This is a genomic window from Flavobacterium arcticum, from assembly GCF_003344925.1.
Classification (GTDB): Bacteria; Bacteroidota; Bacteroidia; order Flavobacteriales; family Flavobacteriaceae; genus Flavobacterium; species Flavobacterium arcticum.
Genome location: NZ_CP031188.1, coordinates 2,228,595 through 2,252,894, shown reverse-complemented (window position 1 = coordinate 2,252,894; position 24,300 = coordinate 2,228,595). Strand labels below are relative to the sequence as shown.

Genomic DNA, 24,300 nt, shown 5'->3' with positions numbered 1-24,300 from the left:
TATTTCCTAATGCATACTATATATAATAACTCTATATAGTACTAACTTTAAAATAACATCAAGTAATATTCAGTATTAATAAATTGTTTATATTTTTGAAGAAACTAGATTTATACTGATGGATAGAAGAAAATTTTTTAGGAATGGTTCGATGGCAGCCATAGGTACAGCCGTTTTAAACCCTTTTAAAGCTGCTGCTGGTACACTTGATTTTGATATTATAAACAAAAACAAGAAAGCTAAAAATATTATATTCCTTGTTAGTGACGGGATGAGTTCAGGAACATTAAATATGGCTGACTTATACCTTAACCGTAAAATGGGGAGAAGCTCTAACTGGATGCAACTTTATAAAGACCAACGAGTATCACGTGCCCTTATGGATACAGCTTCGGCAAGCTCTATAGTAACTGATTCGGCAGCAGGATCTTCATCTTGGGGAGGTGGATTTAGAGTAAACAATGGTTCGCTTAATGTAGGGGCAAATGGAGAAGAATACCTGCCAATACTACAAAAATTTAAACAATCAGGTAAAAAAGTAGGCTGTGTTACTACTGTACCTATTACCCATGCTACACCTGCTGGTTTTTGTATTAATAGTAATAGTCGTAACTCACAGGCTGAAATAGCCGAAGATTACCTGAGAATAGGTTTTGATATTATGATGGGTGGTGGTAACAAATACTTTAGTGCCGAAACCAGAAAAGATAAAAAAGATCTTTATGCAGCATATAAAGCTAAAGGATGGCAAATAGCTCGCACTACACAAGAAATGGCACAAACTACCGAAGGTAAACCTGTACTGGGTGTTTTTAGTGAAGATGCAATGCCTTATAGTATAGACCGTAAGAGTAGTAAAGAACTTAGTGATAGTACCCCTACCCTTGCCGAAATGACGCAAAAAGCCATCAACCATATGAAAGATGGTAAAAATGGTTTTGCACTACAGGTAGAAGCTGGTAAAGTAGATTGGGGTGCACATTCTAATGATATTGGAGCATTATTATACGATCAGGTAGCTTTTGATGATGCTATTAAAGTTGCCATAGACTTTGCAGAAAAAGATGGTGAAACATTAGTTATTATAACTACTGATCATGGTAATGCTAACCCTGGTGTTATATACGGAAAAGAAGCTAACAATAACTTTGATAGTTTGCAAAATTATACACAAACGAACGAGTGGATACTTAATGAAATTAAACCTACTTCATCTATAGCACAAGTTCGTGAAATTGTAGAGTATGGTAATGCTACAACAATTACCGAAGAAGAAGCAAAAACGATATTAGGCTATTATACAGGTACTTTTGGTAAACAAGACGGATTATATAACTACAAGAATATTCCATTTGAAGCATATGCTCAAATACAAAAAAAATATAATTCTGTAGGCTGGATTAGTATGCAACACTCAGCAGATTTTGTTGAACTTGCCATGTTTGGGCCTGGTAGTGAACTACTAAAACCATTTGTTAAAAATACCGACTTGCACTACCTTATGTTACAAGCTGCAGAGGTAGAAAATAAGTTTTAATTACAACTGAGATTTTAAACAAAAAAGATGCCTTAATAGGCATCTTTTTATATTTCAAAATTCACATTTAAGCATGAAAAAAATAGTATTCATAACTCTAATCATATCTTTTACACTATTATTATTAAACTGTAATGACAACAGTAATATAAATTATGATGTTTTAAATAATGGTGATATAATTTTTCAAACTTCTACCTCAGCACAAAGTAAAGCTATTCAATTAGCAACAAAATCAAAATACTCTCATTGTGGTATCATCTATAAAGAAGGGAATGATTATTTTGTTTATGAAGCTATACAACCTGTACAAAAAACACCTTTATCTAAATGGATATCAAGAGGAGAAAATAACCATTATGTAGTAAAACGGTTAAAGGAAGCTAATGCAACCCTTACCCCTACTGCATTCCAAAAAATGAAAAAAGCAGGAAGTACATTTAATAATAAAAATTATGATTTGTATTTTGAATGGAGTAATGAACGTGTATATTGTTCTGAACTCGTTTGGAAGATTTACAAAGAAGGAACTGGTTTAGAAGTAGGTAAAACACAACAACTAAAAGAGTTTGATCTTTCACATCCTGCAGTGCAAGAAAAAATAAAAGAACGCTACGGGAATAACATACCTTTAAATGAAAAAGTAATATCTCCCGCAGCAATTTTTGAAAGCGATTTACTCTATACTGTTATTTCAGAATAAGTAATTATTTTTTGAACTTATAAACTAACTGCTTCTCGCTTTGCAGCCTCAAAATCAGTAATTATTTCTTTTACTATTTCAGCGGCAGGTTTAATATCGTGTATTAGTCCTGCTATTTGCCCTATTTCTAGCTCACCTTCTTCGAGATCGCCTTCAAACATTCCTTTTTTAGCACGTGCCCGTCCTAACAAGGTTTTTAAATCTTCTATTGTTGGTGATTCTTTATAAAGCTCCATTACATCATTAAAAAACTTGTTTTTTACAAGCCTTACGGGTGCAAGCTCTTTTAGTGTTAGTTGTGTGTCACCGTCTTTAGTTTCTATTACTGTTTTTTTGAAATTATCATGTGAAGATGATTCAACCGAAGCTACAAAGCGGCTTCCTACTTGTACACCATCAGCTCCTAATACCATAGCGGCTAGCATTCCGCGACCTGTAGCAATACCACCAGCTGCAATAAGTGGTATTTGTAGCTGTTCTTTTACCATTGGTATTAATGTAAAAGTAGTGGTCTCTTCCCTACCGTTATGACCACCAGCCTCAAAGCCTTCGGCAACTACAGCATCTACACCTGCCTCTTGTGCTTTTAGTGCAAACTTTACACTACTTACTACATGTACTACAGTGATGCCATGCTCTTTAAGAAATGGTGTCCAAGTTTTTGGGTTACCTGCCGATGTAAATACAATTTTCACCCCCTCCTCTACTATTATATCCATAATTTCTTCAATATTAGGATATAACATGGGTACATTTACCCCGAAAGGTTTATTAGTTGCTTTTTTGCATTTCTGTATATGTTCGCGAAGTACATCTGGGTACATAGAGCCTGCTCCTATAAGCCCAAGTCCTCCTGCATTACTCACGGCACTTGCTAGCTTGTAGCCACTAGCCCATATCATTCCTGCTTGTATTATAGGATATTCTATATTAAATAGTTGTGTAATTCTGTTCATTTAATTGTATAGTATGGATTTATTATTTTTTGATAAGTTTTCCTGACTGTATTTTATCTCCCGATTTTATTTGATAACTGTATAACCCAGAAGATAAATTACCTAAATAGATTGAAGAGTTGTTTACAGATAAATTATCCTGTAGTACTAATTGCCCAAGATTATTGAATATTGATAATTTAGCTGTTCTTCCATCTTCTATAGCGGTAACATTTATATTATTATCTGTAGGGTTTGGGTATACTGTAAACCTTATTGTATCAATATCATTAACTGATAAAGCAGTACTAAGAGCAAAAGCAAAATCGGGTATACCATAACCGTACTGTACATTAGGTTCGTTATAACGGTCAGATGATTCTTTGATAAGTTGTACTATTTCCGCATTAGTCATTTCGGGTAATGCTTGCCATAAACATGCAACCATACCTGTCATTACAGGACTAGAAAGCGAAGTGCCTGATATTCCAACAATGTTTCCTGAAGTGTCTGATGATATTGTGTTTACACCACGTGCCATAACATCGGGTTTTACACGCATATCATAGGTTGGTCCTATAGAGCTAAAACTCCCATATTCTTCATTTTCATCAACAGCACCTACAGTAAGTACATTAAAAGCATCGGCGGGCACACCTATATTTGGGTTAGCCGAATTTCCTGAATTTCCTCCAGAAGTAACACATATCATACCGCGAGAGAATGCAATATCTGAACCACGGGATATAAAGGATGTTTGTCCATCTATGTCTTCATAAGTATAACTGTAATTAGGATTATCATACAAAAAATAACCTAATGAGGTGTTTATAACATCTACACCAAGGCTGTCGGCGGCTTCGGCGGCTTCTACCCAATAAGATTCTTCTACAGGGTTTTCGCTAGTAGCATCTTCTGTTCTAAAAAGATAATAAAAAGCATCGGGTGCAGTACCTACAAGTTCACCTTCGGTATAACCTCCAATAGCCGAAAGTACTATTGTACCATGAGAATTGGCAGTATAAACATTCTCTGAATCGGTAACAAAATCGTAAGTACCTAATATAAGATTATTATCAAAAAGTCGCTGAAAAGGTTGCGCAGTATCAACTCCAGGAAACCCAGCATCAAGTACAGCTATAGTTATACCTGTACCTGTAAAATCTTGTTGGTGCAGTTGGTCGCCATTAAGCATTGTTATCTGATTAGATGATATCCCATATTCAAAATTTGCTAGAGTTTCTAATGTTTTATTTACAGTACTTGTTTGTGTAGGCTGTAATATTCTCCCTGATGTATTAAGCAATTTATTGGCAAAGTCTATATAATCTACAAATTCAAGATTGATAAGTACATTTATATCCTCTTCAGTACCACGAATGTGTAATGCATTCAGCCATTTAGATTTTGCCATTACAGTTATACCTTCTGCCTCTGTTATAGCAGTAATATATGGCTGATGAAGTGGTATGTCTATTTCATCGAGAACTATACCTTGATTAGTACGTCTGTCGAGTGCTTTTTGCGAAAGCATTTCAAGTGGGTTGGCAAGATAATATTCCGTGTCAGGTTTATCAGTAAAATATACCCAAGCATCTTCTTGAGCCAATATCATATTTGATGATATAAAAGCTAAGAATAGAAAAATATTTTTCATAATCAATCTAATTTTCACAGATTTTAGCAATCTAAAAGCTTTTTAACCTCAAAAATTAACTAAAAGTTATTATTTAATTAAAAATAAATTAAAATTATTATTTTAAATAAAAATTGCGACAAACCCAATTAATACTAGTGTTTTGAGCAATAATACTATTCTTTTTTGTCTTCGTTTTCAAAGATACAAAAAAGATACAACCCTATAATTCTTGTGTATATGCGAAAACATATTATTTTTGCGCGATAAATTTAAGTAAATGATATACCTGATTTTAAGCATTATATGTAGCGTAACTGTAGGAGTTCTTTTCAAAACTGTGAGAAGATACTCTGCATCAGTAATGCAGATTGTTATGTGGAATTATGTATTTGCATTATTACTTTGCTATTTTGTTTTTAACCCTGCACCTCTTTCTATAGATGATGATGCCCCCTGGACCATCTATATTACTTTATCTATACTACTACCTACTATATTTTTGTTTTTGGCAGCCTCTATAAGGCATATGGGCATTGTAAAAACCGATGCTGCTCAGCGACTTTCGCTCATTATACCCATATTAGCTGCATACTTTATATTTAGAGAAGGTTTTAATGTTTTAAAAATAATAGGACTCATTATAGCTTTTCCCGCTATTCTGCTAATATTAAATAAAAGTGACAAACAAGGTAATAAAAAGTGGATATTTCCTGCCGTTGTACTTATTGGTTTTGGTATAGTAGATATACTATTTAAACAAATAGCACTTTATACAAAAGTATCTTACACTACATCTTTATTCATCATTTTTTGCGGAGCACTTATAATATCTATATTATTGGTTATTAATGATGTAATGACATGCAAAACTAAAGTATTGACTAAAAATATATTATTTGGTGCTTTGATAGGGCTATTCAACTTTGGAAACATACTTTTTTACCTTAAAGCTCATCGTGTATTTGCTGAAAATCCATCAACTGTTTTTGCTAGTATGAACATTGGGGTAATTGTTTTAGGCAGTTTTGCCGGTGTATTTCTTTTTAAAGAAAAGATATCTATTTTAAATTATGCAGGTATATTTTTAGCTCTTGCAGCTATACTATTCATCACGCTATCACAAGTATATTAGATTTTAATGTGTTGAAAATCATTATTTTGTAATTTTATGTAAAATAATTTTGGAATTACAGATGTTTCTGCTTTACCTTTGCTGCAAGTTCTTTTAGAAAATTATTCTTATCCAGAAAGACCGAGGGAATTGACCCAATGAAGTCTTGGCAACCTGTTCAGAAATGAATAAGGTGCCACATTCAACCCAAGTATATTTGGGAAAGATAAGTTTAGAAATTAGTACATAATACTTCAAAAATATTATATGCCTTTCTGACTTATCGGGAAGGCATTTTTTATTATATGTACTTTCCGATAATGGATTTGGATAGTTTTTTATAAAACTAAACAATGTTTAATTAAATTTTCTAAATCAAAACAAAATGAAAGAACAAACTCAAATTTTGCACAGCATTCCCGTAGATGAATTAACCGGAAGTATCTCAGTGCCCATTTATCAAACATCAACATTTGTGCAAGAAGCACCAGGAGTGAATAAAGGCTACGATTATTCACGCAGTAACAACCCAACTCGTAAAGCTCTTGAAGACACTATAGCAAAACTTGAAAACGGTACTAGCGGTTATGCTTTTGCTAGTGGTCTTGCAGCTATTGATGCTGTAGTTAAACTACTAAAAACAGGTGACGAAATTATTGCAGTAGATGATATTTATGGTGGAGCATTCAGGCTATTTACCCATGTGTATGAAAAATTTGGTATCAGTATTAACTATGTCGATTCTACTAACTCTGATAATATTGCCAAGGTGGTTACATCAAAAACAAAATTGATATGGATAGAATCTCCCACTAACCCTACCCTTAAAATATCTGATATTATTGCCATTGCAGCTATTGCCAAAAAGAATGATATCCTGCTGTGTGTAGATAACACATTTGCATCACCTGTATCTCAAAAACCTATTGACCTAGGTGCTGATATTGTAATACATAGTGCTACAAAATATATTTCAGGGCATAGCGACCTTATAGCGGGGCTTGTAATTACTGCTACTCAAGAGCTAGGCGATAAAATAAAATTTATTCAAAATGCATCTGGTGCTATACTCGGTCCTTTTGATAGTTGGCTTGCCTTGCGAGGTATAGAAACACTTTCACTACGTATTAGACAACACGCTGAAAATGCTCAAAAAATCGCTGAATTTTTAATACAAGAAAAATTAATTAAGAATGTTTACTACCCAGGATTACCCTCTCACCACAACCACGATATCGCTAAAAAACAACAAAAATATTTTGGGGGTATTGTAACGTTCGATCTTGTTATAGACGATAAAGAATTGGCTACGGCAATAGTTACCAATACAAAGTTATTTAAACTAGCTGAGAGTTTAGGCGGTGTAAAAAGCTTGTGTTGCTTACCTTGCGAAATGACACATAAATCTATCCCTGCTGAAAAAAGATACAGATCAGGAGTTACCGATAGTCTTATCCGATTATCCGTAGGGCTTGAGGATGCTGATGATTTGATTGCTGATATCAAACAGGCTATTGAAATAGCCGTAAAACAAACCGCCGAAATAATTGCTAAATAAAAAGAAATGTCAGAAAAGAAATTAACAATAGGATTATTCGGTTTCGGATGCGTAGGGTTTGGTTTATATGAAGTATTACATAAAACAGCAGGTTTAAAAGCTAATATTAAGAAGATTTGTATAAAAAATAAAGACAAGAAAAGAGAAATAGAAGCACAACACTTTACATATGATAAAAACGACATTTTAAATGATGACGAAATAAATGTAGTAGTTGAATTGATTGACGATGCTGATGCGGCATTCGAAATTGTATCGGCTGCATTAAAAAAAGGTAAAGCAGTAGTATCGGCAAATAAAAAAATGATAGCCGAACACTTTACAGAGTTACTCGAACTACAAAAAGAATACGGTGCTCCGTTACTGTATGAGGCAGCAGCCTGTGCCAGTATGCCCATTATACGTAATTTGGAAGAGTATTATGATAACGACCTTTTGGAGTCGATAGAAGGTATTGTAAACGGCTCTACCAATTATATTCTTACCAAAACGCTGGAAGAAAACTTATCTTATGAAGAAGCTTTGAAACAGGCTCAAGAAAAAGGCTTTGCAGAAAGTAATCCGTTGCTTGATGTAGGCGGATTTGATGCCAAATACAAGCTACTCATTTTATTGGCTCATTCCTTTGGTTATATAGCACAACCAGATGATATTTTTAACATAGGTATTGACAATATTGGAGAACTAGAACTTAGATATGCCAAAGAAAAAGGACTGAAAATAAAGTTGGTTGCACACGCTTTTAAGGAAGAAGACGGAAGCTTATCGGCTTTTGTAATACCAAAGTTTGTAAGTACCGAAGACCGCTTGTATCATGTAGATGATGTATTTAATGGTATTATTACCAAAACTAGTTTTGCTGATACACATTTCTTTGTGGGGCGTGGTGCGGGAGCTTATCCTACAGCGTCGGCAGTACTTTCAGATATTTCGGCTTTGGGGTATGATTATAAATATGAGTACAAAAAAATATACCAAAAAGAGAATCTTGTTTTATTAGATGATGTATTACTAAAAGTATTGGTGCGTCATCAAAAAGAAGATACTCTGTTATTGAAAGAGCAATTTGTTTCTATAGAAGAAGCTTACACTAATAACGACTCAGGGTATATAACAGGAAATATATTTTTAAAAAATATAAAAGATTTATATATAGATTATAACAGTAGATTATCTTTTGTATTACTTGAAGTGTTATTTAATAAAGAAAAAGCTGTATTATACGATTTAGAAACAGCATAAAAGTTTAATAATTACCTGTTTTTGTTTGTGTGAAAGCCTGTTTAGTTTTAATAACTAAACAGGCTTTTTTTAATGTTTTGCAAACTCTTTTACCCCTGCTTTTATGGCAACTAGTAAATCATTTTGCAATGGCGGTATTGGACAAGAATAATCATGATTATAAGCACAATAACCCGTTGTGCATTATTATTTTTAAAAAACTACTACACCTCTGACTATCAGCAATATAATATTTTTATTTTAGACCAATTAAAACAAAGATAAAATCATGATGTTTAAATGTATAACTCAATTGGTCTAAAATCATAATGTACAACGGGTCACAATAGTTCTATTTATAATAAAAACCTCTATAAAGTATTAATCCTCTTCAACAGGACACCCAACAGCATCAACCTCCACTCCTTCCGGTGTATGCGCACATTCATCAATAACATTTATAACACCGTCTCCATCATCATCATTTCTTTCAACAATATTATTATCGTCGTCACCAAGACTACATGAACTCAATGCTAAAAGCATAGTAAAAACCGTAATAAATAAATAAAATTTCTTTGTTTTCATTTTTATATTTTTATTTGTTAGCGAATGAATTATTTCATTACGCATAATTTTATCACAAAGATGCACTGGTTTTTAATATCAAAAGGCTTAGTATTTAAGTAAAAAAATAAAAAGTACGTGCTTACATGTTCTTACTAAAGGACCATTGGTTTTCCTCTGTTTTATAGAGAGTTGCACTTATACTATAAGTAGTATGCTTTTACAAGGGGAACAAACTATTTATAAAAAAACAAGTTAAGAATTGAAAAATTCTGTTGGTGTTTTTCCTGTTTGCAGTTTAAAATTCTTATTAAATGTAGATTTTGTATTAAAACCACAATCATAAGCTAGAGAAATTACTGTGTATTTTTTATTATCTTTTATAGATGCCAACCTAATAAACTCTTTTATTCGAAGACCGTTAATGTAGTTGTGAAAATTTTTTCCTTCAACCTCGTTAATGACTTGCGATAAATAATTAGGGTGTACATTTAAAATTTTGGCTAATTCTACTAAAGTGAGTTCTGAATTTTTATAATATGACTTGTTATCCATCAACTCTTTGAGCGCAGTATAAATCTCTAAAACATTATTTTTAGTTAAACCAGACTTAGCATACTTTTTTTTTGAAATACTTTTTCTAAAAACTTCTTTCTTTTTTACTTTTTTATCTTCTATAAGTGGTTCTTTATCTAATGTTTCAACCACACTGGTATTAGAATAAAAAATATTTAATTGATTAATTCCAAAAAAACCGATAAACAGAACTAAGAACGCTATTGCTGTATAAGTGACATTTGTTTCAAAAAAAAGAGCTAATATGAATATAATACCATTACCTATGGATAAGATTTTTAACCACTGTAATTTCTTTTTTTCTGTATTCGAAAATATATTTTCTGTGTTTTTTTGATGTCTATTTATAATTATTAAAGACCAAATAGAATAAGTCAAACCAGATATAACAACTATTAATCCTTCTATTAATACAAACCATTCAAAACCTTCTCCATTATTTTGATAAACAAGTATTTTCTGTTCAGTCGTTAATTGAAAAAAAGGGGTTATTAATGCAACTAAAATGATAGAAGGAATAAAATGCAGAAATACAGTACTTTTTTTTCTAATGGTATTTCCAGTAATTTCAATAACATACATATATAACAAAACACTATGTAAAACTGGTAATACTAGCTCAACTCCAAGCCAATTCGGGTGTTTAAAAAAATAGCCAGACTCTAAAAAATATCGAAATGTTTGAAGTAAAGAAATTAAAATGAGCCAGACAAAAAGAATTTTATCTGCACGTGATTTTTTAGCTTTCATTAATAAAAGAAGTGAAAGGAAAATAGCTATAAAAATTCCAATAATAAAAAACATATGGTTGGTTATTTCAAAAAATCAAAGTAACAAAATAATTCTTAGACCTAATTCATTTATTGAGGTTAAGGCAAATCAGAAATTTCTGATTTTTACAGTCTAAATTAGCAATAACTGAAGCACAACAACACTATATCAATGAAGTCAACTTGACTTTTTAAATTTCTTAAGAGCGGTTGTATTTGATAGGGTTCGCAAAACAAATATCGACAACCTTTTTTATTTTTATACTTTTTTAAAAATCAAGATAACCTCAAGAAGTAAATAATGGTTTAACTATTTTTAGTGCTTTATTTTTTAAAAGAAAAAGAGTAATAATGCTTAGTATAAGTAGAAAGTTAGCCTTACTAAATTCTTATCTTTGCGGTTAAAATTTCTAACCAATGCTCAAAGCTGTTTTTACACGATATATTGACAATTTTAGAGGCTTTAGCCGAGAAATTTGGATACTTACCATTATTACTTTTATTAATCGTGCAGGCACTATGGTACTGCCATTCCTCTCTAAATACCTTAAAGAAGATTTAGGTTTTTCATATAATCAGGTAGGTACGGTAATGATGTGCTTTGGCTTTGGTTCTTTATTAGGATCATGGCTTGGCGGGAAATTATCTGATAAAATAGGATTTTATAAAATAATGGTTTTCAGCCTTTTTACAACTGGAATATTATTTTTTGTAATACAATATGTAACTACCTTTATGGGTATGTGTGCTGCAATGTTTGGTATTATGGTCATTGCCGATATGTTTCGACCTGCTATGTTTGTTTCACTTGGTGCATATGCAAAACCCGAAAACAGGACAAGAGCGCTTACATTAGTACGAATTGCAGTAAACTTAGGCTTTGCCGCTGGTCCTGCATTGGGAGGGCTTATTATAGTAGGCATTGGTTACAAGGGACTTTTTTGGGCAGATGCCATAACCTGTATTGTATCTATCTTGATATTTTGGGCTTTAATAAAAGAAAAGAAAAAAGAACCTATAGAAGAGCATAATGAAAATACCCAGAGTAATGTAAAAAAACATTCTGTTTTTTACGATGGTAGTTTCTGGCTTTTCCTTTTCAGTAGCTTTATTACCGCTGTTCTTTTTTTTCAATTATTTACTACTCTACCACTCTACCATAAGGAAGCATATAATCTTACTGAGTTTCATACAGGTTTACTCATGTCTTTTAACGGTTTAATGATATTTTTTATGGAGATGCCGTTTGTGGGCTATTTTGAACGAAAAGGCGTCCCTAAAATAAAAATTATTATTTGGGGGGCGTTACTTATGGCTATTAGTTTTTATATATTAATTATTCATATATGGCTTGGTATACTCTTAATTAGTTTGGTGTTTTTAACTTTTGGTGAAATGTTTTGCTTTCCTTTTTCTAACTCTTTTGCTATGGGACGTGCCCCAAAAGGACACGAAGGACGTTATATGGCATTCTACACTATGTCGTTTAGTGCAGCACATATAGTGAGTGCAAAAAGTGGTATGGAAATTATTTCGCGTTGGGGTTATACTACTAACTGGATAATAATGGGTACTGCCGGAATGCTAGCCGTAGGCTGTTTATTATTATTACAACGACTGTTACATAAAGAAAATACATAAAATTTTTGTTGCTTCTCACAATAATTAAACTGCTATTTTAGTTATTAAACTATAAAATTAGTTTTGTAACTAAAAAAATAGTTATATGTTTGTATCTATAATTTAAGAAGCTATGCAAAAATTAACCAACAAGGAAGAAGAAATAATGCACATATTATGGAAGCTAGAAAAAGCTTTTGTAAAAGATGTACTTACCGAAATAACAGAAGATAAACCGCATTATAACACCCTATCTACAATTATTCGTAATCTTGAAGAGAAAGGCTATGTGGGGCATACTGCATATGGTAACACCCATCAATACTACCCTATTGTCGAGAAAGAAGAATACCGAAAAGGGTTTATGAATAATGCTATTGAAAATTATTTTAATAACTCTTATAAGGGTATGATTTCTTTTTTTGCTAAAGAAGAAAAAATAAGTGCCGAGGAGCTTCGTGAAATTTTAGATATGATCGAAAAAAATAAATAATATGGAAAGCTTTATCATCTATCTTATTAAAGCATCGGGATTATTGGCTGTATTTTATATTACCTACTATACTTTACTAAGGAAAGAAACATTCTTTTACTCTAACCGTAAATTTTTAATTGCTGGGCTAATTACCTCGGTTATCTTTCCGCTACTAGTGCTTACCCGTACTGTATGGGTAGAAGCTGCTCCACAAGCAGCAATACAAGAGATGAGTATAACACAACTAATGGCAATCCAAGAACAAATGGAAGTCAATGCCAATGTTGCTAAAAGTATAGACTGGTACAGCATTGCTGGAGGTATTTATATTGCTGGAGTACTTTTTTTTCTGATTCGATTTTGTATAGATATTAAAGCCATAGTGAAAATGCTTCGTGGAAAAGCAATTGGCTATAAAAATGGCTTTAAATATATCGATTCAGAGGCAGTAAAATCGCCTTTCTCTTTCTTTAATTATATCGTTTATAACTCTAAAGTATTAAGTCCGCAAGAACTACAAAACATATTAAGTCATGAAAAAGTACACAGTGCACAAAAACACTCTTTCGATATGATTATCAGTCAGTTGTTTTGTATTGTCTTTTGGTTCAATCCTTTTGTATGGGCTTATAGAAAGGCTATATCGCAAAACCTTGAATTTATAGCCGATGCAGAAGCAACGAAAGAAATACAAGATATTAAAGCCTATCAAAAAACATTATTAAAAATAACAGTACAGCCCGAGTGTACTGCAATCATCAATCACTTTTATCAATCATTAATCAAAAAACGAATCGTTATGTTAAACAAAAAACAATCTAAAACCAGAAATTCTTGGAAGTATATTGTGGTAGTACCCGCGCTGGTTGCTTTTATGTTATGTTTTCAACTTGAAGTAAAAGCACAGGAAAAAGCTCTTAAAACGGAAACAGTAGAGCATACCTCTATAAAAGTAGCATTAGAAATAACTGAATACTCTAAAGATGAAGAACTGGAAGCAGAAAAAGACTTTTTCAAGCAAGAATTTGATACTGATATTACTTTCTCAGATATTACTCGAAATGAAAAAGGCAAAATAACAGGTATTAAAATAGTTGTAAAAGATGCTACTCAAAGTAGAGTATATAAATCTTCTGGAAAAGCACCTATTAAACCGTTTACTATAGAAATCGAAAAAGATAATAATGGTAATAAAGAAATATCATTCGGTATAGCTCCTACTATTAGAGCTACAGGAGATGTAAATCTTCATCGAAGTAATAATAATGTTAGCTACAAAAGTAATGGCAAAATAAGAGTCTCTGATACTTTGTTTTATAACCGAGAAGATGTAATAAAAAAACATAAAGTAACCTCTCCTCCAATACCATCACAAGAAGGCGGTTGGTCAGTAAATAATATTACCATTAATAATAAAGATATGCTGATTGTTATTAACGGTATAAAGCAAGAAAAAGGAGAAACTATAAAATTACCATTAGACACCAAAATAGATAAAATGAACGTTCTTGAAAAAAAGGAGGCCAAGAATAAATATGGTAAAGATGGCAAAAAAGGCGCTATAGAAATAACAACTAAAAAAGTTGTTTCTCGCTACTCTGTGCATACAATTGAGAGTAACGGGGCATGGAGAACATCAATAGGAGAAAGTAATATTGATTATTATGATGATATGCAAAAAGATATAACTGCTATGAGGAGATTTACCAATATTGATTTTGAAAATATTACATCAGATAATATAAGTCAATTCCCTATGTTACGCGGTACATCTGTCGAAGATTTAGCAGCATTAAAAGAGAGATTAGGCGATGCTCAAATTGAAATTCAAAAAATAAGAAACATAGATGATGATTCAGATGCGTTTAGATTTAACGAAGAACAATATGCTGAATCAAAACGCTACATAGAAGAAGTAAGACAGCAATTAGCTTCTACAAGAGAAGAACTAAAAGCCAAAAGAAAACAAATGAGCAAAGAAAGAGCTAAAGCAAGAGAGGTGAGAGAACTCGAAATACAAGAGTTTAATAAAATAAAAGAAGAATAAGGTGAGTTAGTTATACACCCAACTGTAATAAATTGATATTTATTATAAAAAAGACGGTATATACCGTCTTTTTGTGTTTTAGAATACTATTTTATTAATAAACCAGTGGTGAATATATATCATATTGATTTATTTTCTGGCGTCCGTTAAGAAAAGAAAGCTCCATAAGGAAATTACATTGTACAATTTCGCCACCTAGTTTTTCTACCAACTCACATACTGCTTTTGCTGTACCACCTGTTGCCAATACGTCATCATGTATTAATATGCGCTCCCCTTGCTGTATAGCATCTATATGCATTTCTAAGGTATCTGTACCATATTCTAAGGCGTAAGAAGAAGAAATCGTTTCATAAGGCAACTTATTAGGTTTACGTACAGGAATAAACCCTGCATTAAGACGATTTGCTAAAAGCATACCAAAAAAGAACCCTCTACTCTCTACCCCTACTACTTTATCTATTTTTTTGTTTTTAAGATTATCTATAAATAACTCCATGCATTTATTTACAGCTTCGGGATTAGATAGTAACGGAGTTATATCTTTAAAAATAATTCCTTGTTTCGGAAAATCCTGAATGTCACGTATATACTTATTTAATTCCATTTTTTTCTGTTTTTTATATCATTTACATTTGCAAGTTAAGCATTATTGTCTATATTTGCACCCGCAAACAAGTTATGTATACGGCTAATAAAAACGAGCTGTTTACTAACAAAAAAGGCCTCGTGGCGCAACTGAATAGCGCATCTGATTACGGCTCAGAAGGTTACTGGTTTGAATCCAGTCGAGGTCACAAATATTGAATTATAACCGCAACAAAGGCGAGTACTTTATACCTAAATTGGTATAAAGTACTCGCCTTTAGTCTTTTGTGGCTATTCCAAACAAAACTAGAAATATGCAGAATATAGTAATCTTGGACAATCACGTCCCTATCCACGCCCCTATGAAATTTACTGGGAAGTTAACAGCCAAAATAGTACTCAGAACCGACCATCAACGGGTCGATAATACATATGCACTTTACCTGCAATTATTCATTAATAAGCAGCGTAAATGCTTGCCTTGTAATATCTCTGTACACGAAAAAGACTTTGATAAGGATAAGCAACGCGTAAAACGAACGTGTAAAAATTATAAGGACTATAATTTGGTACTTGAGAAAATGCTCGCCGACATCAATAAGATAGAAGTTAGCTATCGTTTAAGCAATCAGGTACTCACTATGGATAAACTTATATAAGAGTATAAAAATCCAAATTCTAAAATAGATTTTATTACGTTTTGGGAAACTGAAATGCAACGTCAAAAAGAATTATTAAAGCCTGGTACTTATCGCCAACAAGTTACTATGCTAAATAAACTCAAAGCCTACCGTAAGACATGGTATTTTTATGAGATTACCGAAGATGCATTGCAAGACCTTACAGGCTATTTTAAAAACAAACTGAAGAATAAAGAGCAGAAATCCCAAATTAAATTAATTTTCATTTGTTATGAAACACCCCTCTGTTTCTATTGAGTATAGTTTCCCATTTACTCTCCACTCTACAATATCACAAATATCAGTTGTTCCAAACATATTTCTATATTCATTTATTCTAGTTTTAATATCTGATACTAAAATTTCAGAACTATCATTTAAAAAGAATTTCCAATCTGTAGCTGTTGATAAGGGTTTTTCTAACGAATACAAATTATAAGTTAGATGTTGATTTTTAGATTCATTGTAACCATCTAATAAAATAGTAGTTGAATCGACAATTTTTCCTGTTTTTCTTTCTAAAGCATAGACTTTTGCTCTGTTAACATCAGATGGGTTGTAACCATCTAGTTTCATGGATTGAATATATAATATGCCTGCCTCGCAATAGATTCGTTTTTCTTCTTTCCCAATTCTGTTATTTGAAACAAATAACCAAATAGAAATGAATGCAATCAAAATCAAAGCAATTATGATTTTTATTTTTTTCATTTTTTTACAAGTTTCAATTGAAACTACTTGTAGAAATTTTATGTAAGATATTTTACAAATACTACAAGTAGCTTAAATGTCTGGATAACATATATTTGCATATATATTTTGTTCTGTTTAATTATCTACCAAATAGTAAATAATTACATCCCCATCGTTAAAGCCCATAAAAAGCCTACCACTTTGATTAAAATGGCATTCAGAATTACAAACATAAGAACAAGTACAGCATTAATAAATTGCCGATTATATAGTAGTCTTATTAAAACAAACAGTAACCATAAAAAGTGTATTATAATTAATGCCACAATTACAGTGATAAACCTATGTGTCATCAAATCATAAGACTCAGATGGAATACCTGAAAAAAAGACCTTATAATAGTAATATAAAGATACTAATATAAATATAAAGATTAGTAAAATATGTACCCACCATTTAATTCGTGTTTTTTTCATTATCTAATAAATTACCAATTATTATTAAACCAATTTTCAATTTCTTTGAGATATTCTTCTGCCTTCTTTTTGGCTTTTTCTTTCGTTTCTTCTGCTTTTTGTGCTAAAACATATTTTTTAAACGGCTTACCAGCTGGAGTTGGAGTTGGACCGATTCCTGATGCAGAAAGAGGCTTTTCTGGAGAAGAACAAACTTTTAAAAAAGTATCTATAAAAATTTCTGTAATTTCTTTTGAATTACCAGTTAAATGACAAGATGCTATAATTACTTACAATCAAAATAATGATCATCAAAAACTCTATCAAAACGTATGGTGTCGATTTTAGAGTACTCGCCTAAAATAGTATCCATACAATATCCATTTAGGCTACGACCATAATTACTATAATCTAATACTTCTCGTGAGAACATTTTCCATTTATTATTATTGTAAATAAGGTTTATAGAAGTACAATTGAGATTATCATTCGAAGCTGCCATTATTTTAAGATATACTGGGGTTTCGTGTTGCATATCGCTTTTTGAAACAGTATCTAAATTTGTGAATTCCCCTTTTTTCAACACAGGATATTTTATCCAAGAAGGATTAAAAACTAGCTTAGAAAAATCATTAAAAGATTTACCATCATACATAGCTATTGTATAAATAAATAGTGGCTCACTATCAACTTTTTTACTGTAATTCCAAGATTTTTGCCAGTTTTCATAGGTATAAGCACCAAATAAAGAATCCTTAACTATGATTTTTTTTGTCATCAAAAAAAGTTCTTCATTATAATTACCTTTTACATCTATTTTATAATAAATAGAGTCGGATTCAAATTCAGAAAAAGAGGAATACCAATTATCATATATTGGATATTTTTGTTGTTTTGTTTCTTTATTGCCACAAGATGTCAATGCAAGAAATAGAATAATAACTAATTTACTTACAATTCTCATCATAAAAGATTATTTCAATTATATTATTATATTTTAAAGTTAGCTTAGTTATAACCCAAATATTTTTATAAAATTGTTTTGAAAAGGGAATAACTCCATTCTTCACTAAAAAGAAGTTGATTTACCTATTTTTATAGGATATAGTATATTCCTAAAATAAAAAAAGCTTCAGTTTTCACTGAAGCTTTAATTTTTTTGTGGGCAATGAGGGATTCGAACCCCCGACCCTCTCGGTGTAAACGAGATGCTCTGAACCAACTGAGCTAATTGCCCTTATAACGCTAAACATTCAAGAATGATCTTGTTTGTTATTGCGAGTGCAAATATACGCTAACCATTGATATTTGCAAGTAAAAAATGTGAAAAATTTATATTTTATTGATGTCTTTTAGCAATACTTTATTATCATAATTCACCACCTCTACTTCAATAAGCTCATTTTTAGTACTTTTACCTTCTATTATATATATAGTACCCCCTTTATATTTGTCTTTACTTTTCGAAAAAATAACGTCTCCATTTTCTGTACAAGCTTTAACATCATCTATAGTAACCCATCTTTCGTTCAATTTTTTTTGTGCTTCTGGAGAAATTGTCATCCCTTTACTCCTTATATTTTTTAACACACGACAGTTAGGCAAGTAACAAAATTCGGCTTTTTTATTATCTAAAAAAAATATAAGAAACATAACCCCTATTACAGCCCCAAAAAGATAGTATGCTAAACGATATTTAAACTTCATTGTTTTTTATTTACAACGGTACAAGCAGTACCTTATTAATATAATTATATTCTTCTTCTTTTTCTTTCTACGCTTATCAAGTTTAATTCCCTGCTGGTTTGTCCTGCAACAGAAGTGTTCTCCTCTGCCCTACGTATAAGGTATGGCATTACATCTCTTACAGGCCCAAAAGGAAGATACTTTGCTACATTATAGTTATTATCAGCAAGATTGAAACTAATATTGTCGCTCATACCATATAATTGACCAAACCAAATTCTTTCATCATTTTTATTGATACCCTTACTTAGCATCAATTGCATTAACTTGTATGAACTTTCTTCATTATGAGTTCCTGCAAAAATAGCCATTTGATTTATATGCTCTACCATATACGCTATAGCATTGTCATAATTTATATCTGTAGCCTGTTTAGAAGTACATATAGGTGAAACATAACCTTTTTCTTCGGCACGTTTGTTTTCTTTTTCCATATAGGCTCCTCTCACTATTTTCATACCAATGTAGAACCCTTCTTGTTTTGCTTGTTCATGTAGCTTTTTTAAGTAATCCATCCTATCCCAACGATACATTTGCAAAGTATTAAATACAATAATTTTATCCTTATTATATTTGCGCATTAAATTAGTAACAAGATCATCGGCAGCATCTTGCATCCAGCTTTCTTCTGCATCAATAAGTAATGATACATCATTATCATAAGCAGCAGTACATACTTTTTCAAAACGCACCAATACCCTATTCCACTCTTCTGTCTCTTTAGTAGTAAGGGCTTTTCCTTCTCCTATTTTTTCATACAATGCAAAACGCCCAAAACCTGTAGGCTTAAATACAGCGAAAGGTATTGCTTCTCTTTCTTTTGCAAAAACAATGGTTTTTAGTATTTTCTCGAAGGTTTTATCAAATTCCGATTCATCTTCTTTGCCTTCTACCGAATAGTCTAATACAGATGAGACTTTTTGGGTATACATTTTATCTATTACTGGTATGCAATCATCCTCTGTAGTACCTCCACAAAAATGATCGAATACAGTAGCTCTAATAAGCCACTGTATAGGTAAGCGTACTTTTAATGCAAAATTAGTAAGTGCTGTGCCAATACTAACAAATGTTGGAGAGGCTATCATTTTAAAAAGGAAGTATCCTCTTTTAAGCTCTGTATTACTTTTTATAGAAAAAGCAGTTTCTGTATTATTGAATATTTTTTCCATCGCCTTAAAAAAATTTGTGCAAATATAGATACTGTTAAAGAATTAATAATATAAAATACTTTATTTTGCTAAATATTTAAAACCATTAAAAATGGAACCTATACAAGCATCAGGATATACTGTTTATTTTAATAATGATTGTTACGTTTGGCTATATGAAAATGTGAAGCCTGAAATGTATTCTAAATTATTTATTATAGTAGATTCTAATACAGCGACACACTGTTTACCCTTGTTTCTTCAGCAACTTGAAACAGATGTGGTTATTGAGGTTATAGAGCTAGAGCCAGGAGAGATTAATAAAAATATAGATACTTGCATACAGGTATGGCATACACTGGCTGAGCTAGAGTGCGACCGTAAGGGCTTAATTATTAATTTAGGCGGAGGTGTAGTTACAGATCTTGGTGGGTTTGTAGCATCTACTTTTAAAAGAGGTATTGATTTTATTAATATACCTACCTCTCTATTAGCCATGGTAGATGCAGCCGTAGGTGGTAAAACAGGGGTTGATATTGGAGCGTTAAAAAATCAAGTAGGTCTTATTAGTAACCCAAAAACAGTATTAGTTGATACTACTTACTTGGGTACACTACCGTCCGAAGAGATACGCTCTGGCTTTGCAGAAATGTTAAAGCACGGATTAATTTTAGATGCTGAATATTGGAATACTGTTGTAGCTATAACTAACTTAATTAATGATGATTTAGATGGTGCAGTTAAACAATCTATTTATATAAAAAATGAAATTGTACTTAAAGATCCTACAGAGAAAAATATCCGAAAAAAATTAAATTTTGGGCATACTCTTGGACATGCAATAGAATCGTACTGCCTTGAAAATGATGATAAAAAAACCTTACTGCATGGCGAGGCTATAGCAATAGGTATGATACTAGAGTCGTATATATCTATGGAAAAAGGTATGCTTAGCGAAACTGAATATAATAGTATTAAAAAAGTTTTGATTGGGATTTATGAAAAAGTAATCTTTACTCCTAAAGATATAGAAGGTATACTCAAAATGCTTATACACGACAAAAAAAATGAATTTGGGAACATTCAGTTTGTATTATTAGAAAGCATAGGTAGTGCTGTTATAAATAAAAACATATCAAACGCATTGATACACAATGCTTTTAAAGATTATTTAAACTAATTTTTTTTTAATAAAATTGTTTTTAAATAAGAAGTATATTTTTTTACATTTGTCGCGATGAAAAAAATAAATAATACCTTATTCTGTCATTGCATTATCAGCAAATACAAGGCTTTAGCAAAGGCTAAACAACCTATATTATTGCTGTATATTACTATTGCTATAGGTATGCTTCTATGTTTTGAAAATCAGCATGAAGAGTTACAAATAATGTATGCTAATTTAAGGGTTTGAGTATAAAGATTATATACCATAATAGTAGTAACTTTATAATCTATCAAACTTTACAATAAATGAATACAAAATATTACGATTTAATAAACCAGACTTTTTATTTTCCACAAGAAGAATTTACCCTTAATAAAGATAACTTACAGTTTCATAATATCGATTTAATGAAACTAGTAGAGCAATATGGTACTCCGCTAAAATTTACCTACCTACCTCAAATCTCGAACAATATTAATAAAGCAAAAGAGTGGTTTAGGTCGGCAATGGAAAAAAATGATTACAAGGGGGAGTATTATTACTGCTATTGTACAAAAAGCTCTCATTTCGAATACATTATGAATGAAGCTTTTAAAAACAATATTCATATTGAAACCTCTTCTGCCTATGATATTAATATCGTAGAAAACTTATTAAAAAACGGTAAGATAAATAAGAACACCTATGTTGTTTGTAATGGTTTTAAAAGAGACGAATATGTTACTAACATAGCAAGACTTATTAATAATGGTCACAGCAGAACTATACCTGTTATTGATAATTATGAAGAGTTAAACTTATTACAAGAAGAAATTGAAGGTAAATTTAAAATAGGTATTCGTATCGCTGCCGAAGAAGAGCCTAAATTTGAGTTTTATACCTCTCGATTAGGTATTGGTTATCGCAATATTCTTCCTTTTTATAGAAAACAAATACACGAAAACAAAGATGTAGAGTTAAAAATGCTACACTTCTTTATAAATACGGGTATAAGAGATACTGCTTATTACTGGAATGAGTTGTTAAAATGTTTAAAAGTATATATAAGTCTTAAAAAAGAATGTCCTACGCTAGATAGTCTTAATATTGGTGGTGGTTTTCCTATAAAAAACTCACTTGCTTTTGAATATGACTATCAGTATATGATTGACGAAATCATAAACCAAATAAAAATTGCTTGTGAAGAGGCAGAAGTAGATGTGCCAAATATTTTTACTGAGTTCGGATCATTTACCGTTGGCGAAAGCGGAGGTGCTATATATAAAGTACTATACCAAAAGCAACAAAATGACAGAGAAAAATGGAATATGATAGACTCTTCTTTCATTACCACGCTTCCTGATACTTGGGCCATTAACAAGCGTTTTATAATGCTAGCCATAAATCGCTGGAATGACCCATACGAGAGAATATTATTAGGTGGACTGACCTGTGATAGTGATGATTATTATAACTCTGAACAAAACTTGAATGCCATATACTTACCAGAGTATAAAAAAGATAAACCTTTGTATATTGGTTTCTTTAATACAGGGGCATATCAGGAAACTATAGGGGGGTATGGCGGATTGCATCACTGTCTTATACCACAACCTAAACACATCCTTATAGATAGAGATAAAAATGGTATACTGGCTACAGAAGTATTCTCTGAACAGCAAAAAGCCGAAGATGTATTAAAAATATTGGGCTACTACAAACAACAATAAACTTGAACATAAACAATAACAAAATGAGCAAAGGACCAATTAGCCAGTTTATAGAAAAACACTACCTGCACTTTAACGCTGCAGCGCTAGTGGACGCCGCAAAAGGTTATGAAAAGCAGCTTGAAAACGGTGCCAAAATGATGGTAACACTTGCAGGTGCTATGAGTACTGCAGAACTTGGTAAAAGTTTTGCTGAAATGATTCGTAAAGACAAAGTACAGATTATTTCTTGTACAGGAGCTAACTTGGAAGAAGATATAATGAATCTTGTGGCTCATTCTCACTATGAGAGAGTACCTAACTATAGAGATTTAACTCCGCAGGAAGAATGGGATTTACTAGAGCGAGGGCTTAATCGTGTTACAGATACTTGTATTCCTGAGCATGAGGCTTTTCGTCGTTTGCAAAAGCATATTCATAAAATATGGAAAGAAGCTGAAGAGAAAGGCGAACGTTATTTTCCGCACGAGTTTATGTACAAAATGTTGCTTTCGGGCGTACTAGAAGAGTATTATGAAATAGACCTTAAAGATAGCTGGATGTATGCTGCTGCTGAGAAAAACCTACCGATAATTGTACCAGGATGGGAAGACAGCACTATGGGGAATATATTTGCATCCTATGTTATAAAAGGAGAACTAAAAGCTTCTACCGTAAAAAGTGGTATTGAGTATATGGCTTTTCTTGCTGACTGGTATGCAAAAAACAGTAGTAACGGTGTAGGTTTCTTTCAAATAGGTGGTGGTATTGCAGGAGATTTCCCAATATGTGTAGTACCTATGCTATATCAGGATATGGAAATGACCGATATTCCTTTTTGGAGTTATTTTTGTCAAATATCCGACTCTACAACCAGTTACGGGTCATACTCTGGTGCAGTACCTAATGAAAAAATAACATGGGGTAAACTAGATATAAATACCCCTAAATTTATAATTGAATCTGATGCAACAATAGTTGCCCCACTTATATTTGCTTACCTCCTAGATTTATAATATTACTATGAAAAGAGTTATTGTTGATTACGCTAAATTGACTAACGAAATTTTAACCTTATTGGTTGAAAAATTCCCAGAAGGATATGATGATTCTGACATCATTCGCTTTAAAAATGCTAAAAATGAAACTATTGAAGCTGTAGAAGTGCGTACTGAAGATACCATATACTTGGTAAAAGTAAGCACTAAACTTGCCGACAGAATAGAAAATTTTGAAGATGATGATGAGATTGTCGAAGAACCTAATATAGATGCTATAAAAGGCTTAGAAATAGAAAGTGATGACGACGACGATGATATAGATAATAATGATATTCTTGATACCGAGGACGAAGATGAAGAAGAAGATTAAT

At 31.9% G+C, this 24,300-nt stretch carries 24 protein-coding genes, 2 tRNA genes, 1 pseudogene and 1 riboswitch; of the genes and pseudogenes, 16 read left to right on the top strand and 11 right to left on the bottom strand.

Translation table 11 applies throughout. The features are described 5' to 3' along the window. Window positions 1-118: 118 nt before the first annotated feature. On the top strand, window positions 119-1,537 hold the full coding sequence (locus DVK85_RS10130; protein WP_114678329.1) for an alkaline phosphatase: 1,419 nt from the start codon (window positions 119-121) through the stop codon (window positions 1,535-1,537). Between the two features lie 73 nt (window positions 1,538-1,610). Further along, window positions 1,611-2,240, top strand: a complete 630-nt coding sequence (locus DVK85_RS10125; RefSeq protein ID WP_114678328.1) for a YiiX family permuted papain-like enzyme — start codon at window positions 1,611-1,613, stop codon at window positions 2,238-2,240. Window positions 2,241-2,257: 17 nt separating this feature from the next. Here the strand turns inward: DVK85_RS10125 and DVK85_RS10120 are convergent, their stop codons facing one another. Both DVK85_RS10120 and DVK85_RS10115 read right to left on the bottom strand, forming a co-directional pair. Then, on the bottom strand, window positions 2,258-3,196 hold the full coding sequence (locus DVK85_RS10120; RefSeq protein ID WP_114678327.1) for an NAD(P)H-dependent flavin oxidoreductase: 939 nt from the start codon (window positions 3,194-3,196) through the stop codon (window positions 2,258-2,260). A gap of 22 nt (window positions 3,197-3,218) precedes the next feature. Continuing rightward, window positions 3,219-4,832, bottom strand: a complete 1,614-nt coding sequence (locus DVK85_RS10115) for a S8 family serine peptidase (RefSeq protein ID WP_114678326.1) — start codon at window positions 4,830-4,832, stop codon at window positions 3,219-3,221. Window positions 4,833-5,091: 259 nt separating this feature from the next. Between DVK85_RS10115 and DVK85_RS10110 the strand changes: the two genes are divergently transcribed. From DVK85_RS10110 to DVK85_RS10100, 3 genes are all read left to right on the top strand, one after another. Further along, window positions 5,092-5,946: a DMT family transporter gene (locus DVK85_RS10110; RefSeq protein ID WP_114678325.1), complete on the top strand. Its 855-nt coding sequence runs from the start codon at window positions 5,092-5,094 to the stop codon at window positions 5,944-5,946. Window positions 5,947-6,050: 104 nt separating this feature from the next. Further along, a riboswitch (SAM riboswitch) is annotated at window positions 6,051-6,158 on the top strand. A 152-nt stretch (window positions 6,159-6,310) separates the two neighbouring features. Then, window positions 6,311-7,483, top strand: coding sequence for a trans-sulfuration enzyme family protein (locus DVK85_RS10105; RefSeq protein WP_114678324.1), 1,173 nt, complete (start codon window positions 6,311-6,313; stop codon window positions 7,481-7,483). Between the two features lie 6 nt (window positions 7,484-7,489). After that, window positions 7,490-8,725, top strand: coding sequence for a homoserine dehydrogenase (locus DVK85_RS10100; RefSeq protein ID WP_114678323.1), 1,236 nt, complete (start codon window positions 7,490-7,492; stop codon window positions 8,723-8,725). Between the two features lie 69 nt (window positions 8,726-8,794). On the opposite strand, the pseudogene DVK85_RS10095 reads toward DVK85_RS10100, so the two are convergent. The 3 genes and pseudogenes from DVK85_RS10095 to DVK85_RS10085 form a co-directional block, all read right to left on the bottom strand. Beyond that, window positions 8,795-8,896: pseudogene (locus DVK85_RS10095) on the bottom strand (DUF1684 domain-containing protein); the annotation flags it as partial. A gap of 189 nt (window positions 8,897-9,085) precedes the next feature. After that, window positions 9,086-9,250 (bottom strand): hypothetical protein, encoded by a 165-nt coding sequence (locus DVK85_RS13575; protein ID WP_162845290.1) that lies wholly within the window; start codon window positions 9,248-9,250, stop codon window positions 9,086-9,088. 276 nt (window positions 9,251-9,526) lie between these two features. After that, window positions 9,527-10,597, bottom strand: a complete 1,071-nt coding sequence (locus tag DVK85_RS10085) for a helix-turn-helix domain-containing protein (RefSeq protein ID WP_164834091.1) — start codon at window positions 10,595-10,597, stop codon at window positions 9,527-9,529. 437 nt (window positions 10,598-11,034) lie between these two features. Here DVK85_RS10085 and DVK85_RS10080 point away from each other — a divergent pair, with 437 nt between their 5' ends. The 3 genes from DVK85_RS10080 (at window position 11,035) to DVK85_RS10070 (ending at window position 14,759) form a co-directional block, all read left to right on the top strand. Then, complete coding sequence (locus DVK85_RS10080) at window positions 11,035-12,258, top strand: MDR family MFS transporter (RefSeq protein ID WP_114678320.1); 1,224 nt, start codon at window positions 11,035-11,037, stop codon at window positions 12,256-12,258. A 112-nt stretch (window positions 12,259-12,370) separates the two neighbouring features. Then, a complete protein-coding gene (locus tag DVK85_RS10075) occupies window positions 12,371-12,730 on the top strand; it encodes a BlaI/MecI/CopY family transcriptional regulator (RefSeq protein WP_114678319.1) in 360 nt (119 codons plus the stop codon). A 1-nt stretch (window position 12,731) separates the two neighbouring features. Beyond that, entirely contained in the window at window positions 12,732-14,759 is a 2,028-nt protein-coding gene (locus DVK85_RS10070) for a M56 family metallopeptidase (RefSeq protein WP_114678318.1), read from the top strand. Between the two features lie 94 nt (window positions 14,760-14,853). Here the strand turns inward: DVK85_RS10070 and DVK85_RS10065 are convergent, their stop codons facing one another. Beyond that, entirely contained in the window at window positions 14,854-15,366 is a 513-nt protein-coding gene (locus DVK85_RS10065; RefSeq protein WP_114678317.1) for an adenine phosphoribosyltransferase, read from the bottom strand. Between the two features lie 116 nt (window positions 15,367-15,482). Here DVK85_RS10065 and DVK85_RS10060 point away from each other — a divergent pair. The 3 genes from DVK85_RS10060 (at window position 15,483) to DVK85_RS13725 (ending at window position 16,285) form a co-directional block, all read left to right on the top strand. Continuing rightward, window positions 15,483-15,556 (top strand) — tRNA-Arg (locus DVK85_RS10060). A 105-nt stretch (window positions 15,557-15,661) separates the two neighbouring features. Next, a complete protein-coding gene (locus DVK85_RS10055) occupies window positions 15,662-16,006 on the top strand; it encodes an Arm DNA-binding domain-containing protein (protein WP_114678316.1) in 345 nt (114 codons plus the stop codon). A gap of 24 nt (window positions 16,007-16,030) precedes the next feature. Continuing rightward, entirely contained in the window at window positions 16,031-16,285 is a 255-nt protein-coding gene (locus DVK85_RS13725) for a phage integrase SAM-like domain-containing protein (RefSeq protein WP_114678315.1), read from the top strand. Here the strand turns inward: DVK85_RS13725 and DVK85_RS10045 are convergent. Beyond that, window positions 16,244-16,738, bottom strand: coding sequence for a hypothetical protein (locus tag DVK85_RS10045; RefSeq protein WP_127960582.1), 495 nt, complete (start codon window positions 16,736-16,738; stop codon window positions 16,244-16,246). The two genes, DVK85_RS13725 and DVK85_RS10045, sit on opposite strands and share 42 nt — an antisense overlap. 425 nt (window positions 16,739-17,163) lie before the next feature. Between DVK85_RS10045 and DVK85_RS13505 the strand changes: the two genes are divergently transcribed. Further along, complete coding sequence (locus tag DVK85_RS13505) at window positions 17,164-17,448, top strand: hypothetical protein (protein ID WP_127960581.1); 285 nt, start codon at window positions 17,164-17,166, stop codon at window positions 17,446-17,448. A gap of 13 nt (window positions 17,449-17,461) precedes the next feature. On the opposite strand, the gene DVK85_RS10030 is transcribed toward DVK85_RS13505, so the two are convergent. The 4 genes from DVK85_RS10030 to DVK85_RS10015 all read right to left on the bottom strand — a co-directional run bounded on the left by DVK85_RS10030 (window position 17,462) and on the right by DVK85_RS10015 (window position 20,093). After that, entirely contained in the window at window positions 17,462-18,142 is a 681-nt protein-coding gene (locus DVK85_RS10030; RefSeq protein WP_127960580.1) for a hypothetical protein, read from the bottom strand. A 195-nt stretch (window positions 18,143-18,337) separates the two neighbouring features. After that, window positions 18,338-18,412 (bottom strand) — tRNA-Val (locus DVK85_RS10025). Window positions 18,413-18,507: 95 nt separating this feature from the next. After that, window positions 18,508-18,882 carry a DUF4258 domain-containing protein gene (locus DVK85_RS10020; protein WP_114678310.1) on the bottom strand — a complete coding sequence of 125 codons (375 nt, stop codon included), beginning with the start codon at window positions 18,880-18,882 and terminating at the stop codon, window positions 18,508-18,510. A gap of 44 nt (window positions 18,883-18,926) precedes the next feature. Further along, window positions 18,927-20,093: a proline dehydrogenase family protein gene (locus DVK85_RS10015; protein WP_114678309.1), complete on the bottom strand. Its 1,167-nt coding sequence runs from the start codon at window positions 20,091-20,093 to the stop codon at window positions 18,927-18,929. A 91-nt stretch (window positions 20,094-20,184) separates the two neighbouring features. Here DVK85_RS10015 and aroB point away from each other — a divergent pair, with 91 nt between their 5' ends. The 4 genes from aroB (at window position 20,185) to DVK85_RS09995 (ending at window position 24,299) form a co-directional block, all read left to right on the top strand. Next, a complete protein-coding gene (gene aroB, locus DVK85_RS10010) occupies window positions 20,185-21,252 on the top strand; it encodes a 3-dehydroquinate synthase (protein WP_114678308.1) in 1,068 nt (355 codons plus the stop codon). 293 nt (window positions 21,253-21,545) lie between these two features. After that, window positions 21,546-22,949, top strand: a complete 1,404-nt coding sequence (locus DVK85_RS10005; protein WP_114678307.1) for an arginine decarboxylase — start codon at window positions 21,546-21,548, stop codon at window positions 22,947-22,949. A 23-nt stretch (window positions 22,950-22,972) separates the two neighbouring features. Beyond that, a complete protein-coding gene (locus DVK85_RS10000) occupies window positions 22,973-23,944 on the top strand; it encodes a deoxyhypusine synthase family protein (RefSeq protein WP_114679035.1) in 972 nt (323 codons plus the stop codon). Window positions 23,945-23,951: 7 nt separating this feature from the next. Next, window positions 23,952-24,299 (top strand): DNA primase, encoded by a 348-nt coding sequence (locus tag DVK85_RS09995; protein ID WP_114678306.1) that lies wholly within the window; start codon window positions 23,952-23,954, stop codon window positions 24,297-24,299. Window position 24,300 lies beyond the last annotated feature (1 nt).